At 69.0% G+C, this 15,435-nt stretch carries 15 protein-coding genes; 8 read left to right on the top strand and 7 right to left on the bottom strand.

Features of this window, described 5'->3' with window-relative positions:
* Positions 1-71 precede the first annotated feature (71 nt).
* Positions 72-1,277 (bottom strand): PucR family transcriptional regulator, encoded by a 1,206-nt coding sequence (locus IG08_RS0109895; protein ID WP_030598978.1) that lies wholly within the window; start codon positions 1,275-1,277, stop codon positions 72-74.
* A gap of 74 nt (positions 1,278-1,351) precedes the next feature.
* Here IG08_RS0109895 and IG08_RS0109890 point away from each other — a divergent pair, with 74 nt between their 5' ends.
* Entirely contained in the window at positions 1,352-2,086 is a 735-nt protein-coding gene (locus tag IG08_RS0109890; RefSeq protein WP_106980906.1) for a pirin family protein, read from the top strand.
* Positions 2,087-2,158: 72 nt separating this feature from the next.
* Here the strand turns inward: IG08_RS0109890 and IG08_RS0109885 are convergent, their stop codons facing one another.
* On the bottom strand, positions 2,159-2,980 hold the full coding sequence (locus IG08_RS0109885; protein WP_030598974.1) for a serine hydrolase domain-containing protein: 822 nt from the start codon (positions 2,978-2,980) through the stop codon (positions 2,159-2,161).
* A gap of 103 nt (positions 2,981-3,083) precedes the next feature.
* Between IG08_RS0109885 and IG08_RS0109880 the strand changes: the two genes are divergently transcribed.
* A complete protein-coding gene (locus IG08_RS0109880; RefSeq protein ID WP_030598972.1) occupies positions 3,084-3,548 on the top strand; it encodes a MerR family transcriptional regulator in 465 nt (154 codons plus the stop codon).
* The gene (locus IG08_RS0109875) at positions 3,545-4,561 is read left to right on the top strand and encodes an aldo/keto reductase (RefSeq protein WP_030598970.1); all 1,017 of its coding nucleotides are present in this window, start codon (positions 3,545-3,547) and stop codon (positions 4,559-4,561) included. The genes IG08_RS0109880 and IG08_RS0109875 overlap by 4 nt, the downstream gene beginning before the upstream one ends.
* Here the strand turns inward: IG08_RS0109875 and IG08_RS0109870 are convergent, their stop codons facing one another.
* The 3 genes from IG08_RS0109870 to IG08_RS0109860 are packed head-to-tail and all read right to left on the bottom strand — an operon-like array spanning position 4,562 to position 7,406.
* Entirely contained in the window at positions 4,562-5,422 is an 861-nt protein-coding gene (locus IG08_RS0109870) for a DUF4429 domain-containing protein (protein WP_043453828.1), read from the bottom strand.
* Positions 5,423-5,480: 58 nt separating this feature from the next.
* Positions 5,481-6,698 carry an alpha/beta hydrolase gene (locus tag IG08_RS0109865; protein ID WP_030598963.1) on the bottom strand — a complete coding sequence of 406 codons (1,218 nt, stop codon included), beginning with the start codon at positions 6,696-6,698 and terminating at the stop codon, positions 5,481-5,483.
* Positions 6,699-6,752: 54 nt separating this feature from the next.
* Positions 6,753-7,406 carry a TetR/AcrR family transcriptional regulator gene (locus IG08_RS0109860; RefSeq protein ID WP_043453700.1) on the bottom strand — a complete coding sequence of 218 codons (654 nt, stop codon included), beginning with the start codon at positions 7,404-7,406 and terminating at the stop codon, positions 6,753-6,755.
* Positions 7,407-7,472: 66 nt separating this feature from the next.
* Between IG08_RS0109860 and IG08_RS0109855 the strand changes: the two genes are divergently transcribed.
* Both IG08_RS0109855 and IG08_RS0109850 read left to right on the top strand, forming a co-directional pair.
* The gene (locus IG08_RS0109855; protein ID WP_030598959.1) at positions 7,473-9,092 is read left to right on the top strand and encodes an MFS transporter; all 1,620 of its coding nucleotides are present in this window, start codon (positions 7,473-7,475) and stop codon (positions 9,090-9,092) included.
* Between the two features lie 289 nt (positions 9,093-9,381).
* Positions 9,382-9,690: a hypothetical protein gene (locus tag IG08_RS0109850; RefSeq protein ID WP_030598956.1), complete on the top strand. Its 309-nt coding sequence runs from the start codon at positions 9,382-9,384 to the stop codon at positions 9,688-9,690.
* Between the two features lie 50 nt (positions 9,691-9,740).
* Here the strand turns inward: IG08_RS0109850 and IG08_RS0109845 are convergent, their stop codons facing one another.
* Positions 9,741-10,478: a potassium channel family protein gene (locus tag IG08_RS0109845; RefSeq protein ID WP_030598953.1), complete on the bottom strand. Its 738-nt coding sequence runs from the start codon at positions 10,476-10,478 to the stop codon at positions 9,741-9,743.
* Positions 10,479-10,548: 70 nt separating this feature from the next.
* Positions 10,549-13,281: a pyruvate dehydrogenase (acetyl-transferring), homodimeric type gene (aceE, locus tag IG08_RS0109840; RefSeq protein ID WP_030598952.1), complete on the bottom strand. Its 2,733-nt coding sequence runs from the start codon at positions 13,279-13,281 to the stop codon at positions 10,549-10,551.
* 396 nt (positions 13,282-13,677) lie between these two features.
* Between aceE and IG08_RS0109835 the strand changes: the two genes are divergently transcribed.
* The 3 genes from IG08_RS0109835 (at position 13,678) to IG08_RS0109825 (ending at position 15,386) form a co-directional block, all read left to right on the top strand.
* Positions 13,678-14,115 (top strand): DUF3052 domain-containing protein, encoded by a 438-nt coding sequence (locus IG08_RS0109835; protein WP_030598950.1) that lies wholly within the window; start codon positions 13,678-13,680, stop codon positions 14,113-14,115.
* A gap of 123 nt (positions 14,116-14,238) precedes the next feature.
* The gene (locus tag IG08_RS0109830; RefSeq protein ID WP_030598948.1) at positions 14,239-14,697 is read left to right on the top strand and encodes a peroxiredoxin; all 459 of its coding nucleotides are present in this window, start codon (positions 14,239-14,241) and stop codon (positions 14,695-14,697) included.
* Between the two features lie 113 nt (positions 14,698-14,810).
* Complete coding sequence (locus tag IG08_RS0109825; RefSeq protein WP_030598945.1) at positions 14,811-15,386, top strand: TerD family protein; 576 nt, start codon at positions 14,811-14,813, stop codon at positions 15,384-15,386.
* Positions 15,387-15,435 lie beyond the last annotated feature (49 nt).

Raw genomic sequence — 15,435 nt, 5'->3', positions numbered from 1 at the left:
GGACGGCCATAGCCGCCCGTGGGGACAGGGACGAAGAACACGAGGGGGTTTTGTGGGGCTCCGACAAAAGCCTAGGGTTGGAGATCTCCGTCGGCCAGACGCCCCAGGATCAGCGCGATCCGCAACGTGAACGCCGAACGCACATCCGAAGGCGACCAGCCGGTGACGTCAGTCACACGTCGAAGCCGGTAGCGCACGGTGTTGGGATGGACGAACAGCATCCGCGCCGCCCCCTCCAGACTGCTCGCCTGTTCGAGATAGACGGAGAGCGTCTCCAGGAGGGCGGACCCGGCCTCCTCCAGCGGTCTGTAGATCTCCTCCACCAACTGCTCGCGCGCACTCGGATCCCCGGCCATCGCGCGCTCCGGAAGCAGATCGTCCGCCAGCACCGGCCGCGGGGCGTCCTGCCAGGCGGAACACGCCTTGAGCCCGGCGGCCGCGGCCTGCGCGGACCGGGTGGCGGCGAGCAGATCGGGTACGACGGGACCGGCGACCACGGGCCCGGCCGCGTACGGCCCGATCAGCGACTTGGCCACGGCCAGCGGGTTGTCGCTGCCACCCGCGATCACGACGAGCCGGGTTCCGAGCACGCCGGTGAGGACCTGCAGCTTGGCGTGCCGGGCGGCCCGCCGGATGGCCTCGACGGTCAGCTCGCTGTCACCGTCGGGCGCGGTGCCCAACACGACGCACACATGCTCGGGAGAGTTCCACCCGAGGGCCGCGGCCCTGCTGACCGCACCCTCGTCGGCCTCCCCGCTCAGGACGGCGTTGACGACCAGCGACTCCAGCCGCGCGTCCCAGGCGCCGCGTGCCTCGGCGGCCTGTGCGTAGACCTGAGCGGTGGCGAAGGCGATCTCACGGGCGTAGACGAGCAGCGCCTCGCGCAGGATGTTCTCGTCCCCGGGGGCCGCGACCTCGTCGATCGCGCTCTCCATGACCTCGATGGTGGTGCGCACCATCTCGACGGTCTGCCGCAGTGTGATGGCCCGGGTCAGCTCGCGGGGAGCGGTCCCGAAGACATCGGTGGAGATGGCCTGAGGCGCGTCAGGATGCCGGAACCACTCAGTAAAGGCGGCGATACCGGCCTGGGCGACGAGCCCGATCCAGGAACGGTTCTCCGGTGGCATGGCCCGGTACCACGGCAGTGTCTCGTCCATGCGCGTGATGGCCTGCGCGGCGAGAGAGCCGGACGACTTCTCCAGCCTCTTCAGGGTCGCCGCGTGCGGGTGGACGTCGGGCGCTGCGGGGTTGCCCCTGCGGGCTTCGGATTCGGGCACGTGGACAAGACTGCCTTATCCGGACGTGAGTGCGCGCCGCCGGGTGCCGAGTGAGGGCTACGGTGGTGCCCGTGATGGACGTACGGCGCGCGACGGAGCGCTACCCGGGCGGCGACGCCTCCGCCGGAATCGAGTCGTGGCACGCCTTCTCCTTCGGCCCGCACTACGACCCCGACAACCTGCGCTTCGGCGCGCTGATCGCCTGCAACGAGGAGTGGCTCGCCCCCGGCGCGGGCTTCGACGAACACCCGCACAGCCACACGGAGATCGTGACCTGGGTGGTGGAGGGCGAGCTGACCCACCGCGACTCCACGGGCCACGAGACGGTGGTGCGCCCCGGGGACGTGCAGCGCCTGAGCGCGGCGGCGGGCGTACGGCACGTGGAGCGCAACGGCGGCTCGCTCCCCCTGACCTTCGTACAGACCTGGCTGGCGCCGTTGCACCCGGGTGGCGAACCCTCCTACGAGATCGTCCACGGCATCGCCGACTCGACGCCGTACGCGATCCCGGAGGCGGGTGCGATGCTGCACGTACGTCGCCTGGGGCCGGGGGAGCGGACGGCGGTGCCGGACGGAGGATACGTCTACGTCCACGTCGTCCGTGGCGAAGTGCGCCTGGAGGAAGCCCGGTTGGGCCCGGGGGACGCGGCGCGCATCACGGACGCGAAGGCCGCCCCTTCCCATTCCCGTCCCTGGGGGCTGCGCCCCCAGACCCCCCTTTTCGGCCCTGAAGGGGCCTCGTCCTCAAACGCCGGACGGGCTGAAAAGACCAAGCCCCGGCCGGCAAAATCCAGCCCCTCCGGCGTTTGAGGAGCGGGGTCTGGGGCGGAGCCCCAGAAGGATGGGACGGGTAGGGGCGGCGGGGGCGAGAAAAGCCCGACCTCAGCCCCGCACCTCCGCCAGCACCGTATCCGTGAACACCGGCCACACCTCAACCGCCCACGCCCCGAACGCCCGATCCGTCAGCGCCACGCACGCCACCCCCGCAACCGGGTCGATCCACAGAAACGTACCGGACTGCCCGAAGTGCCCGAAGGCACGCGGCGAGGACGAAGACCCCGTCCAGTGCGGCGACTTGGAATCCCGGATCTCGAAGCCCAGCCCCCAGTCGTTCGGGTTCTGGTGCCCGTACCCCGGCAGCACCCCCTTCGTCCCCGGATACTGCACGGTCATCGCCTCAGCGACCGTACGAGGATCCAGCAGCCGCGGCGCCTGCACCTCCGCCGCGAACCGCAGGAGGTCTTCCACGGAAGACACCCCGTCCTTCGCGGGAGAGCCCTCCAGCGAGGTCGAGGCCATCCCCAGCGGCTCCAGCACCGCCTGCCGCAGATACTCCCCGAACGGAATGTCCGTGGCCTTCGCGATGTGATCCCCGAGCTGCTCGAACCCGGCGTTGGAGTACAACCGCCGCTCCCCGGGAGGGGAGGTCACCCGGTGCTCGTCGAAGGCCAGCCCCGAGGTGTGCGCGAGCAGATGACGTACCGTCGCCCCGGCGGGCCCGGCCGGCTCGTCGAGTTCGATCGCCCCCTCCTCGTACGCGACGAGCGCGGCGTACGCGGCGAGCGGCTTGGTGACGGAGGCGAGCGCGAACCGCCGCCCAACCGGACCATGGTTCCCGAGGACGGTCCCGTCGGCCCGCACCACACCCGCCGCAGCGGTGGGAACCGGCCAGTTCTCGATCAGTGCGAGGCTCTGCAAGGACATGCCGACGAGCCTAATTCGTCGCCCAGGGCCCCTGTGACATCGGGTTGATTTCTTACCTGTACCGCTTGCTTGGAGTGCACTCCAAGGCCATAGCGTGGAGCTCATGACGGTGATGGAGACCACGGGTACCAGGACCGACAGCTGCGGCGCCCCGCCGCACCCCCACAGGCGCCCGGAAGGCCAGGACAGCTACACGATCAGCGAGGTCGTCGCCTTCACCGGCCTGACCGCGCACACCCTGCGCTGGTACGAGCGCATCGGGCTGATGCCGCACATCGACCGCTCGCACACCGGCCAGCGCCGCTACAGCAACCGCGACCTCGACTGGCTCGACCTCGTCGGCAAGCTCCGGCTCACCGGCATGCCGGTCGCCGGCATGGTGCGGTACGCGGAACTGGTCCGCGAGGGAGACCACACATTCGGCGAGCGCCACGAACTCCTGGAGGCGACCCGCCGGGACGTCCTGTCCCGGATCGCGGAACTCCAGGACACGCTCGCCGTACTCGACCGGAAGATCAGCTTCTACGCCGACGCCGGTCACGCATACGAAACGGAGAAGGCCGGATGACCGACAGCAGGATCGCCACCGCACGGCTGGGCGACACGGGCCCCGAGGTCGGTGTGCAGGGCCTCGGCTGCATGGGCATGAGCTTCGCGTACGGCCCCTCGGACGCGAAGGAGTCGCGGGCCACCCTGGAGCGGGCGCTGGAGCTCGGCGTCACGCTGTACGACACGGCGGACGCGTACGGCGCGGGGGAGAACGAGAAGTTCCTCTCCCCGTTCTTCAAGGCGCACCGCGACGAACTCGTGATCGCCACCAAGTTCGCCCTGGCGATCCCGGCGGACGACCCGAGCCGGCGGATCATCCGCAACGACCCGCCCTACATCCGGCAGGCCGTCGAGGCGAGCCTGAAGCGCCTGGACGTCGATGTCATCGACCTCTACTACATGCACCGGCGCGATGTGAACGTACCGATCGAGGAGTCGGTCGGCGTCATGGCCGATCTGGTGCGCGAGGGCAAGGTCAAGCACCTGGGCCTGAGCGAGGTCACGGCCGCCGAGCTGCGTACGGCGCACGCCCTGCACCCCATCGCCGCCGTGCAGTCGGAGTGGTCGCTCTTCAGCCGGGACATCGAGGCGCAGGTCGTCCCGGCGGCCCGCGAACTGGGCGTGGCCCTCGTGCCGTACTCCCCGCTCGGCCGCGGCTTCCTCACCGGCTCCTTCGCCAACGCCGACAAGGACCTCACCTCCGACGACTTCCGCCGCCAGCAGCCCCGCTTCACCGGCGAGAACGCGGACGCGAACGTCGCCCTCCTGGACCCGATCCGCACGATCGCCAAGACCCACAACGCCTCGACCGGCCAGATCGCCCTGGCCTGGGTCCAGCAGCAGGCGGCCGTCCACGCCCTCCCGGTGATCCCGATCCCGGGTACCCGCAAGCCGAGCCGGGTGGAGGAGAACGCTGCGGCGACGAGGATCGAGCTCAGCAAGGAGGAACTGGAGCTCCTGGAGCCGATCGCGGGCAGGGTGGCAGGAGACCGCTACTCGGACATGACGTTCACCTCTGCAGGCAGGGAGTAACTAGAGCTCCGCCAGCAACTCCGCCTTCTTCACGGAGAACTCCTCATCAGTGACCAACCCGGCCTGATGCAGCTCCCCAAGATGGCGAATCCGCTCGGCGATATCCGCGGGGTCCCGGCGCGGCGCGGCCGGGACCGCCGCGACCGGCCCTCGCTCGCGTACAGCGGCCAGAACCGCCGCGGCGAACGGCAACGACTCATGCACCGGCCCGTACCCCAGCCCGAACACCACCGCCGCCGGATCCTGATCGGCCTGCACCGGCTGCTCACCCACATCGCGCCGCAACAGCCGCAGATGCCCTTCGAACACCTCCGGCGACCGCCACTCCACGCCGCCCAGTTCGGACACGGCGAAACTCTGGTCCCCGGCCTTCCACTTCGCCGACGACGCCCCGGTCCAGAACCACCGGAAGTGCACGGTCTTCCCGTCGAAGGACGCCTTCCCGTCGTACGCCTTGAACTGCAGGGGCACTTCAGGGGCCGGCACCAGAAAACGCTCGGCCGGCTCGCCGTCGTCGCCCTTCAGCTGCGCACGCAACTCGTCGGCGTAGTACTCGGCGAGCGTCTCCTTGTCGGCCGGCAGCACCAGCCGATAGGGATCGCACCCTTCCTTGAGCTGCCCCGCCGCCGCTTCCATCAGGGGATCGGCACCCGGACGCGGCTCGGCGCGCAGCACCACGGTGCCGCGCCTGCCGGGCGTCAGCGTCACTCCGCAGAGCGCCTCCAGGGGGATACGCCGTTCCCCCAGCGCCTGAAAGAGCTTAGGTGTTCGAATCCCCCGTTCGTAGCGGATGAGCACGGAGTCGGACTCGAACTCCCAGGCGGCATGAAATCCGGCCAGTACGTCACCCATGCGGCTCATCGTATGCGGCACGAGCTTCTTCGTCCCCTCCCCGCGCAGACCGCAGTTCCTGCGTTCTCTACGCGCGTCCGGCCGTCGCCGTGCCGGGCAAACCGGCGCGGCAGGCTTCGTCGTCGTGGGCGCAGTGCACCGAGCGGTATGCGCCAATGCCGATCTCGGCGAAGTTCAACAGGCTCTCCGTGCCCGGCTCGAAGTACCCGCTGTGCCCGTCCGCGCCCTGCGCCGACAGCACGCGGGAGCCGAACGCGGAGGACACCGGGTCGGCGCCGTGGCCCAGCCCGCCGACCTCCATGTACGGCACGTCCTGGATCCAGTCGTCGGCGTCCCGCATCGCCCACACATGCGCGGAGGTGCGCAGTTGGGAGGCGTTCGTGACGCGCATGCCCGGGCTGCCGGCGACCGCGATGTCGGCCACCCGGTCCGGCAGCGTGTGCGCGGCGACGCCGCACACCACGGAGCCGTAGCTGTGGCAGAACAGCGAGACCGGCGAGCTGCCGGGCAGTGCGCGGACCAGGGCGTTGAGCCGCAGCGCGCCGTCCTTGGCGCGCATCGCGGTGGCCGAGTCGATGCCGAGCCCGGCGGGTGCCGTGTAGTCGGCCCAGGCGATCACCGCCGTACGCGTCGAGGGACTCGCCGAGCGCTCGGCCCTGTACAGGGACTTGGCCATGCCGAAGGGCGCCGAGTATCTGCGGGTGGTGCGCTGGAAGTTGAGCAGGTTGGTATCGACGCCGGGGACGACGACCGAGACCCGCTCCGCCTTGCGCAGGCTGCCGAAGACCTCGGCGACCCGGCCGGAGCCGTCGGGGTCGAAGGCGAGGATGTGGCGGCCCTTGGTCATCAGTGACGCGAAGCGGTGCATACGTTCGCCCGCCTCCTGCTGCCCGGCCGGGCTGAGCCGGGTGTCGTGCATGCGCTTCAGCTCGACTTTGCGGGCCTGGCCGAGGGCGATGCGGTTGGCGCGGTAGCGCAGCTCGACGGGGGCGCCGTTCATGTTGCCGACCGCGAGCGGATAACGCTGAGCGAGGTCGACGCGCTCCTGAGCGGTGAGCGCGGCGAAGAAGCGGGCGAGGTGGCCGGGGGTGTCGTCCGGGTCGGGCAGGTCCTGTCCGTGGATACGGCCGTGCTGCCAGGCCCTGAGCGAGGCCTGGAGCGGGGTGGACTCCCGCTGGTTGCGCAGCGCGGTCCAGCCCGTGGTCGCCAACATCACGAACACCACGGCCAGCGCGAGCAGTGCGCGCCAGACGTTCAGTTGGGGGGAGGTGTCGAAGGAAGTCACTGAAAGGACACACTAGGAGAACGGGAGGGTCTCGGGTTAATCGAGTGACAGGGATCACGTTTCGGTGTATGGGTGCCCTGAGGTGTCCGTACGCCAACTACCGGTCAACGCGGGGCCCAACTGTTCGAGATGCGAAACCGTCAGGTCACGCATCGCCCGAAGGCTGAAGTCCTCGCCGGTGGTCCACTGCCGTTCGGTCACCCGCATCACCCCGCCGAAGACGGCCACCGTCAGCCGGGGACGCGGATCGGTGTCCATGTCGACCCCCTCCCGCTCGGCGAGCACGCGCGCGAGGACCTCCTCGACCTCCTCGGAACGCCGCAGATGGGCGGCGAGCAGCACGGGCGTCGACTCGATCACCCGGAACATGCGCAGATACAGCTCCACCGGTACGACGGACTCGACGACCTCGTTGAGCGTGTCCCACCCGTCCAGCACGGCCTGGCGCAGCGCCTCCAGCGGGGCCTCGTGCGGCGGACGCTCGCGCACCGACTCGACGAAGCGGTTCACCGTCATCTCCTGGACGGCGAGAGCGGCCTCCTCCTTGCCGGCGAAGTAGCGGAAGAAGGTGCGCTGCGAGACGTCGACGGTCTCGGCGATGTCGTCGACCGTCGTCCCCTCGTATCCACGCGTGGTGAACAGTTCGAGGGCGGCCCGCAGCAGGGCCTCCCGGGTGCGCTGTTTCTTGCGTTCGCGCAGGGTTTCCATGGTTGTCAGTTACCGACTTGTGAATTGGTTTGTCAATTGTCAGTGGCTGTCATTAGCCTCGATGGCATGACTAGTCAGACCACGCTCGACAAGACGGGGCCGGGGGACGACGCGGTATCCGCCCCGTCCGACCGGTCACCGGCCTCCGGGCTGCGCGGCCATCCCTGGTTCACTCTCATCACCGTGGCGGTCGGGGTCATGATGGTGGCCCTCGACGGCACCATCGTCGCCATCGCCAACCCGGCCATCCAGAAGGACCTCGGCGCCACCTTCGCCCAGGTCCAGTGGATCACCAACGGCTACTTCCTGGCCCTCGCGGTCTCCCTGATCACCGCGGGCAAGCTCGGTGACCGCTTCGGCCACCGCCAGACCTTCCTGATAGGTGTCGTCGGCTTCGCGGCCGCCTCCGGTGTCATCGGGCTGTCCGACAGCATCGCGATGGTCGTCACCTTCCGTGTCCTCCAGGGCCTGTTCGGCGCCCTGCTGATGCCGGCCGCGCTCGGTCTGCTGCGCGCGACCTTCCCGGCCGAGAAGCTCAACATGGCCATCGGTATCTGGGGCATGGTGATCGGTGCCTCCACCGCGGGCGGCCCGATCCTCGGCGGTGTCCTGGTCGAGCACGTCAACTGGCAGTCGGTGTTTTTCATCAACGTGCCGGTCGGCGTCCTCGCCCTCGTCCTGGGCGTCCTGATCCTCCTCGACCACCGTGCCGAGAACGCCCCGCGCTCCTTCGACATCCTGGGCATCGCCCTGCTGTCGGCCGCGATGTTCTGCCTGGTCTGGGCCCTCATCAAGGCACCGGAGTGGGGCTGGACCGACGGACAGACGTGGACCTTCATCGCCGCGTCGGTCCTGGGCTTCGCGCTCTTCGCCTTCTGGGAGACGAAGGTCAAGGAGCCGCTGATCCCGCTGGCGCTGTTCCGCTCCGTCCCCCTCTCCGCGGGCGTGGTCCTGATGGTCCTGATGGCCATCGCCTTCATGGGCGGCCTGTTCTTCGTGACGTTCTATCTGCAGAACGTCCACGGTATGAGCCCGATCGACGCCGGCATGCACCTGCTCCCGCTCACCGGGATGATGATCGTCGGCTCCCCGCTCGCGGGCGCGATGATCACCAAGCTGGGCCCGCGCGTTCCGCTGGCCGGCGGCATGGCGGCCGTCGCCGTCGCCATGTTCGGCATGTCCACGCTGGAGACGGACACGGGCAGCGGCCTCATGTCCCTCTGGTTCGCCCTGCTGGGCCTCGGCCTCGCCCCGGTGATGGTCGGCGCCACCGAGGTCATCGTCGGCAACGCGCCCATGGAGCTGTCCGGCGTCGCCGGCGGTCTCCAGCAGGCCGCGATGCAGATCGGCGGCAGCCTCGGCACCGCCGTCCTCGGCGCCGTGATGGCCTCCAAGGTCGACAGCGACCTCGCCGGCAACTGGAAGTCCGCGGGCCTCCCGGAGCTCACCCCGACCCAGTTGGACCAGGCCTCCGAGGCCGTTCAGGTCGGTGTCGCACCGGTCGCCAAGGGCACCCCGGAGGCGGTCGTCGCGAAGATCACGGACGTCGCGCACGACACCTTCATCTCCGGCATGAGCCTGGCGTCCCTGGTCGCCGCCGCGGTGGCCGGCATCGCGGTCCTCGTCGCCCTGCTCACCAAGCGCGGCGAGAACGCGGAGGCGGGCGCGGGCGTCGGCCACATCTGACGGGAGTTCCGCAGGCCACAACTGACGGGATTTCAGGCGACTTCGCCTATCAGGGTGAAGACGCTAAAGATTCCTCGCACCCGGCACGCGCCGCACGTCACAGTTGGTGAAGCCCTCCGGTACGGCATGTTCCCCCGGCAAGTTCGGGGATCTCGTACGACGAAGAGGGCGACCGGTGCTGCGGCGCGCTGCCGGAGGGGGGCGGCGCGCCGCAAGTCCGGAGGATTGGGGACCGTACCGGGGGTACTCGTCCCACCGAACCCAACCAACCGAGGGGTTTCGGGAGTTGATGATGGCGGGCTTCGCACGTGGAACGCGCAGGTACCCCCGCTCACGTGGCCGGACGGGGTCACGGACCGGGCCGGATCGCGCGACGCTCGGAATCATCGGAGTCATCTGCGCGATCGCGGGCTTCTTCGTGCTGGGGATCATCCTCGGCCCCGTGGCGATCGTCTGCGGCTGGCTCGGATTGGGCCGCCGCTGGACGGGCTCCCGCCCGGTGACGGCCCTGGTCGCCCTCGTGCTGGGCGCCATAGACACGCTCCTGGCCGTCATCTGGCTGGCCGGAGCGGCGACCCCGGGCAACGGACTGCTCTGAGCCGGGGGGAGTGAGGGAAGGGCCCCCGGTGGAGGCGCCGGGGGCCCGCCTCAGTGTCTGACCGACTCCTCCTGCAACGCCGCCACTTGAGCCCGCAGCGCCCGCACCTCCTCGGTCAGCGCCACGATCGCCTCCGTCTGCCGCCGCTCCTCCACGTCGTCCTTCTCGAACCGCGCGATGAACCACGCCGCGATGTTCGCGGTGACGACACCGAGCAGCGCGATGCCGGACAGCATCAGCCCCACCGCGATCATCCGCCCGAGGCCGGTGGTCGGCGCGTGGTCGCCGTACCCCACGGTCGTCATCGTCGTGAACGACCACCACACCGCGTCACCCAGCGTGCGGATGTTCCCGTTCGGTGAGTCCCGCTCCACCGAGAGCACGGCCAGCGACCCGAACATCAGCAGCCCGACCACGGCCCCCGCGACATACGTCGTCAGCCGGATCTGCGAGGCCATCCGTGCCCGCCGCTGCACCAGCAGCAGCGTGGCGACGAGCCGCAGCAGGCGCAGCGGCTGGATCAGCGGCAGCACCACCGCGCACAGGTCGAGCCAGTGCTGTCGTACGAACCGTCGGCGGTCCCGCGAGAGCGACAACCGCACCAGGTAGTCGACGGCGAACGCGCCCCACACCGCCCACTCGATCGCCGTGCACACGGTCGTCAACGACCGGCCGGCCGTGTCGTCCACGATCGGCACGGCATAGGCGACGGCGAACAGCACCGCGAGCGCCATCAGGGGCCGTTGGGTCAGGTGTTCCCAACGCGCCTGCGCCGATTGTTGCTTCATGGCCGCATCGTAAAGAAACGGTGAGGGCGGTGGAGCCGTAGCCCCACCGCCCTTCAAGCCGTCCTGGTGGTTACGCATCGCCTCCGGCAGCACCCGGGTCGGCCGCGGACACGTCGAGCAGCTGGTACCGGTCGATCGCCTGCTTCAGCGCGGACCGGTCCACCTTCCCTTCCTTCGCCAGCTCGGTCAGCACGCCCACCACGATCGACTGCGCGTCGATGTGGAAGAACCGCCGCGCCGCACCCCGGGTGTCCGCGAACCCGAACCCGTCGGCGCCCAGCGACTGGTAGCTCCCCGGCACCCAGCGCGCGATCTGGTCCGGCACCGCCCGCATCCAGTCGGACACGGCCACGAACGGGCCCTGCGCACCCGTCAGCTTCCGCGTCACGTACGGCACGCGCTGCTCCTCCTCGGGGTGCAGCAGGTTGTGCCGCTCGACGTCGATCGCGTCGCGCCGCAGCTCGTTCCAGGAGGTCGCCGACCAGACGTCGGCCTTGACGTTCCACTCCTCGGCGAGGATCTTCTGCGCTTCGATCGCCCACGGAACCGCGACACCGGACGCCATAATCTGCGCCGGGATCGACCCCGAAGTGCCCGCGCTGTAGCGGTGGATGCCCTTGAGGATGCCCTCGACGTCCACGCTCTCCGGCTCGGCCGGGTGCTGGATCGGCTCGTTGTAGACGGTGAGGTAGTAGAAGACGTTCTCGCTGTCCGGGCCGTACATCCGGCGCAGACCGTCCTGCACGATGTGCGCGATCTCGAAGCCGTACGCCGGGTCGTAGGCGACACAGCCCGGGTTCGTCGAGGCGAGCAGCTGCGAGTGGCCGTCCGCGTGCTGCAGGCCTTCACCGGTCAGCGTCGTACGTCCGGCGGTCGCACCCAGCACGAAACCGCGCGCCAACTGGTCGGCCATCTGCCAGAACTGGTCGCCGGTGCGCTGGAAACCGAACATCGAGTAGAAGACGTAGACCGGGATGAGCGGCTCGCCGTGCGTCGCGTACGCCGAACCGGCCGCGATCAGCGAGGCCGTGCAGCCCGCCTCCGAGATGCCGTCGTGCAGCATCTGCCCGGTCGGCGACTCCTTGTAGGCGAGGAGCAGATCGCGGTCCACGGACTCGTACTGCTGGCCGAGCGGGTTGTAGATCTTCGCGCTCGGGAAGAACGAGTCCATGCCGAAGGTGCGGTACTCGTCCGGCGCGATCAGCACGAATCGCTTGCCGAGCTCCTTGTCCCGCATGAGGTCCTTGAGCAGTCGTACGAAGGCCATGGTGGTGGCGATCGACTGCTGGCCGGAGCCCTTCTTCACACTCGCGTACGTCTTCTCGTCCGGCAGCGCGAGCGGCTCGGCGCGCACGACACGCGTCGGGACGTAACCGCCGAGCGAGTTGCGGCGGTCGTGCATGTACTGGATCTCCTCCGAGTCCCGGCCCGGGTGGTAGTAGGGCGGCGCGCCCGACTCCAGCTCCTTGTCGGAGATCGGCAGGTGCAGCCGGTCGCGGAAGCCCTTGAGGTCGGCGACCGTCAGCTTCTTCATCTGGTGCGTGGCGTTGCGGCCCTCGAAGTTGGGGCCCAGCGTCCAGCCCTTGATGGTCTTCGCGAGGATGACCGTCGGCTGGCCCTTGTGTTCCTTGGCCGCCTTGAACGCCGCGTAGATCTTCCGGTGGTCGTGACCGCCGCGGCCCAGGTGCAGGATCTGGTCGTCGGTCATGCCCTCGACCATCGCGCGCAGCCGCTGGTCGTCGCCGAAGAAGTGCTCGCGGATGTAGGCGCCGGACTCGGTCGCGTACGTCTGGTACTGGCCGTCCGGCGTCGTGTTCATCCGGTTGACCAGCACGCCGTCGCGGTCCTGGGCGAGCAGCGGGTCCCAGGAGCGGTCCCAGACCAGCTTGATGACGTTCCAGCCGGCGCCCCGGAAGACCGACTCCAGCTCCTGGATGACCTTGCCGTTGCCGCGCACCGGCCCGTCCAGGCGCTGCAGGTTGCAGTTGACGACGAAGGTCAGGTTGTCCAGGCCCTCGCGCGCGGCGATGGTCAGCTGGCCGAGCGACTCCGGCTCGTCCATCTCGCCGTCGCCGAGGAAGGCCCACACGTGCGACTTCGAGGTGTCGGCGATCTCGCGCGCGTGCATGTAGCGGTTCATCCGCGCCTGGTAGATCGCGCCGATCGGGCCGAGGCCCATCGACACGGTCGGAAACTCCCAGAAGTCCGGCATCAGCCGCGGGTGGGGGTACGAGGACAGCCCGTGCGGCGCCTTCGACTTCTCCTGGCGGAAGGCGTCCAGGTTCTGCTCGCTGAGCCGGTCCAGCAGGAACGCGCGTGCGTAGATGCCCGGTGAGGCGTGCCCCTGGAAGAAGACCTGGTCGCCGCCGTCGCCCTCGTCCTTGCCGCGGAAGAAGTGGTTGAAGCCGACGTCGTAGAGCGACGCGGAGGAGGCGAAGGTGGCGATGTGGCCGCCGACGCCGATCCCGGGCCGCTGGGCGCGCGAGACCATCACCGCGGCGTTCCAGCGGGTCGCGTTCAGGACCTTCCGCTCGATCTCCTCGTTGCCCGGGAAGAACGGCTCGGCCTTGGTCGGGATCGTGTTGACGTAGTCCGTGCTGCGCATCTCGGGCACGGCCACGCGCTTCTCGCGGGCCCGCTCGATCAGTCGCAGCATCAGATAGCGGGCCCGTTCCCGGCCGCGCTCGTCCACGGCGGCGTCGAGGGAGTCGAGCCACTCCTGGGTTTCCTCGGGGTCGAAGTCAGGAACCTGACTCGGAAGGCCGCCAATGATGATCGGGTTGCGATCGGATCCGGAAGCCACGCTGTTCCTTACCTGTCAGAGGGCTGTTTTGCTGGTGATTTTCAAGGGGGCGTTCGGTATGCCTGCACCGTCCCCCATCGTGTACCTAGGGGCGCCAAACGTCATCTCTACTGTGGGGTAACCAGGGCCTTGTACTCTCGGGCGGTTCCCAAACACACAAACAGGGCAGAAAGGTGTGGGCTACGTCACCTCGGGTCGGAACGGTGTGCCGTAAGTTGCGGCGACACGGCCGGGAACGTCACCGTTTCGGCGGTCTGAACGGCCGGGTACTTGCGCGATCCGCCCCGCCCGTGTGGACTACGGCCAACGCTGCGCGCACGCGCGTGGCTGAGACTCCCCCAAACCCTGAACGGGTTCGGGGGGACCCCCATCCGAAACATGATCAGGAGGCAACCCGTGAGCGCGACCGCGGACCACGCGGAGGAGCGGACTAGCCCTGCCGTCAGGCTGGGGTTCCAGCCCGAGCAGGTGGTCCAGGAGATCGGCTACGACGACGACGTAGACCAGGAACTCCGCGAGGCCATCGAGGAAGTAATCGGCAGCGACCTTGTGGACGAGGACTACGACGACGTCGCCGACGCCGTTGTGCTGTGGTTCCGCGACGAGGACGGCGACCTGACCGACGTACTGGTGGATGCCATCACGTACATCGAAGAGGGCGGTTCGATCCTGCTGCTGACCCCGAAGACCGGCCGGGACGGCTACGTGGAGCCGAGCGACATCTCTGAAGCCGCGACCACGGCAGGGCTGTCCGCGTCCAAGTCCGTCAGTGTCGGCAAGGACTGGAGTGGCAGCCGGCTGGTGACGCCCAAGGCGGCCAAGTCCAAGAAGTAGTAACCAGTAGTACCCCTCGCACCCCGGACGGGCTGGCACGGCCAGCCCGTCCGTTGTCGTGTGGTGATCGCTGCGTAGGGTGGGTCTCACCCGAACAGCCCCACCGAAGGGACATCTGCAGCGATGGCGATCCAGGTCGGCGACAAGGCCCCCGACTTCGAGCTCAAGGACAACCACGGCAAGACCGTGAAGCTGTCCGACTTCCGCGGCAGCAAGAACGTGGTGCTGCTCTTCTACCCCTTCGCCTTCACGGGCGTGTGCACGGGCGAGCTGTGCGAGCTGCGTGACCATCTGCCGCAGTTCTCCGACCGCGACACACAGCTGCTCGCCGTGTCGAACGACTCCATCCACACCCTGCGCGTCTTCGCCGAGCAGGAGGGCCTGGACTACCCGCTGCTCAGCGACTTCTGGCCGCACGGCGAGGTCAGCCGCGCGTACGGCGTCTTCGCCGAGGACAAGGGCTGCGCGGTGCGCGGCACCTTCGTCATCGACAAGGAGGGCGTCGTGCGCTGGACCGTCGTCAACGCCCTGCCGGACGCCCGTGACCTGAACGAGTACGTCAAGGCGCTCGACACCCTGTGATTCATCGGGTCCAGGGACTGCGGGGGTCGGGAACCCGTCACTAGGATCGACTCGTTGATCCGACATCGAACGCACGGCGGGGCTCCCCGCCCCTGGACACCAATGGAGGACTCGTGGGAGTCAGCCTCAGTAAGGGCGGCAACGTATCACTGAGCAAGGAGGCGCCTGGCCTGACCGCGGTCATCGTCGGTCTCGGGTGGGACGTCCGCACCACGACCGGCACCGACTTCGACCTGGATGCCAGCGCCCTGCTGGTGAACTCGGCCGGCAAGGTCGCCAGTGATGCGAACTTCGTCTTCTTCAACAACCTCAAGAGCGCCGACGGCTCGGTCGAGCACACCGGCGACAACATCACCGGTGAGGGGGAGGGCGACGACGAGCAGGTCAAGGTCAACCTCGCGGGCGTCCCGGCCGACGTCGACAAGATCGTCTTCCCGGTGTCGATCTACGACGCCGAGAACCGTCAGCAGTCCTTCGGTCAGGTGCGCAACGCGTTCATCCGCGTCGTGAACCAGGCCGGCGGCGCCGAGATCGCCCGGTACGACCTCTCCGAGGACGCCTCCACCGAGACCGCCATGGTCTTCGGCGAGCTCTACCGCAACGGCGCGGAGTGGAAGTTCCGCGCCATCGGCCAGGGCTACGCCTCGGGCCTGCGCGGCATCGCCCAGGACTTCGGCGTCAACGTCTGAGTCGGCGCGTCTCGTCCTCCGGCGCCGCACCGTCTGCGTGCGGCGCCTG

It is taken from the genome of Streptomyces fulvoviolaceus (assembly GCF_000718165.1).
GTDB lineage: Bacteria > Actinomycetota > Actinomycetes > Streptomycetales > Streptomycetaceae > Streptomyces > Streptomyces fulvoviolaceus.
The sequence above is the reverse complement of the archived record's forward strand: the minus strand, read 5'-3'. Positions and strand labels throughout refer to the sequence as shown.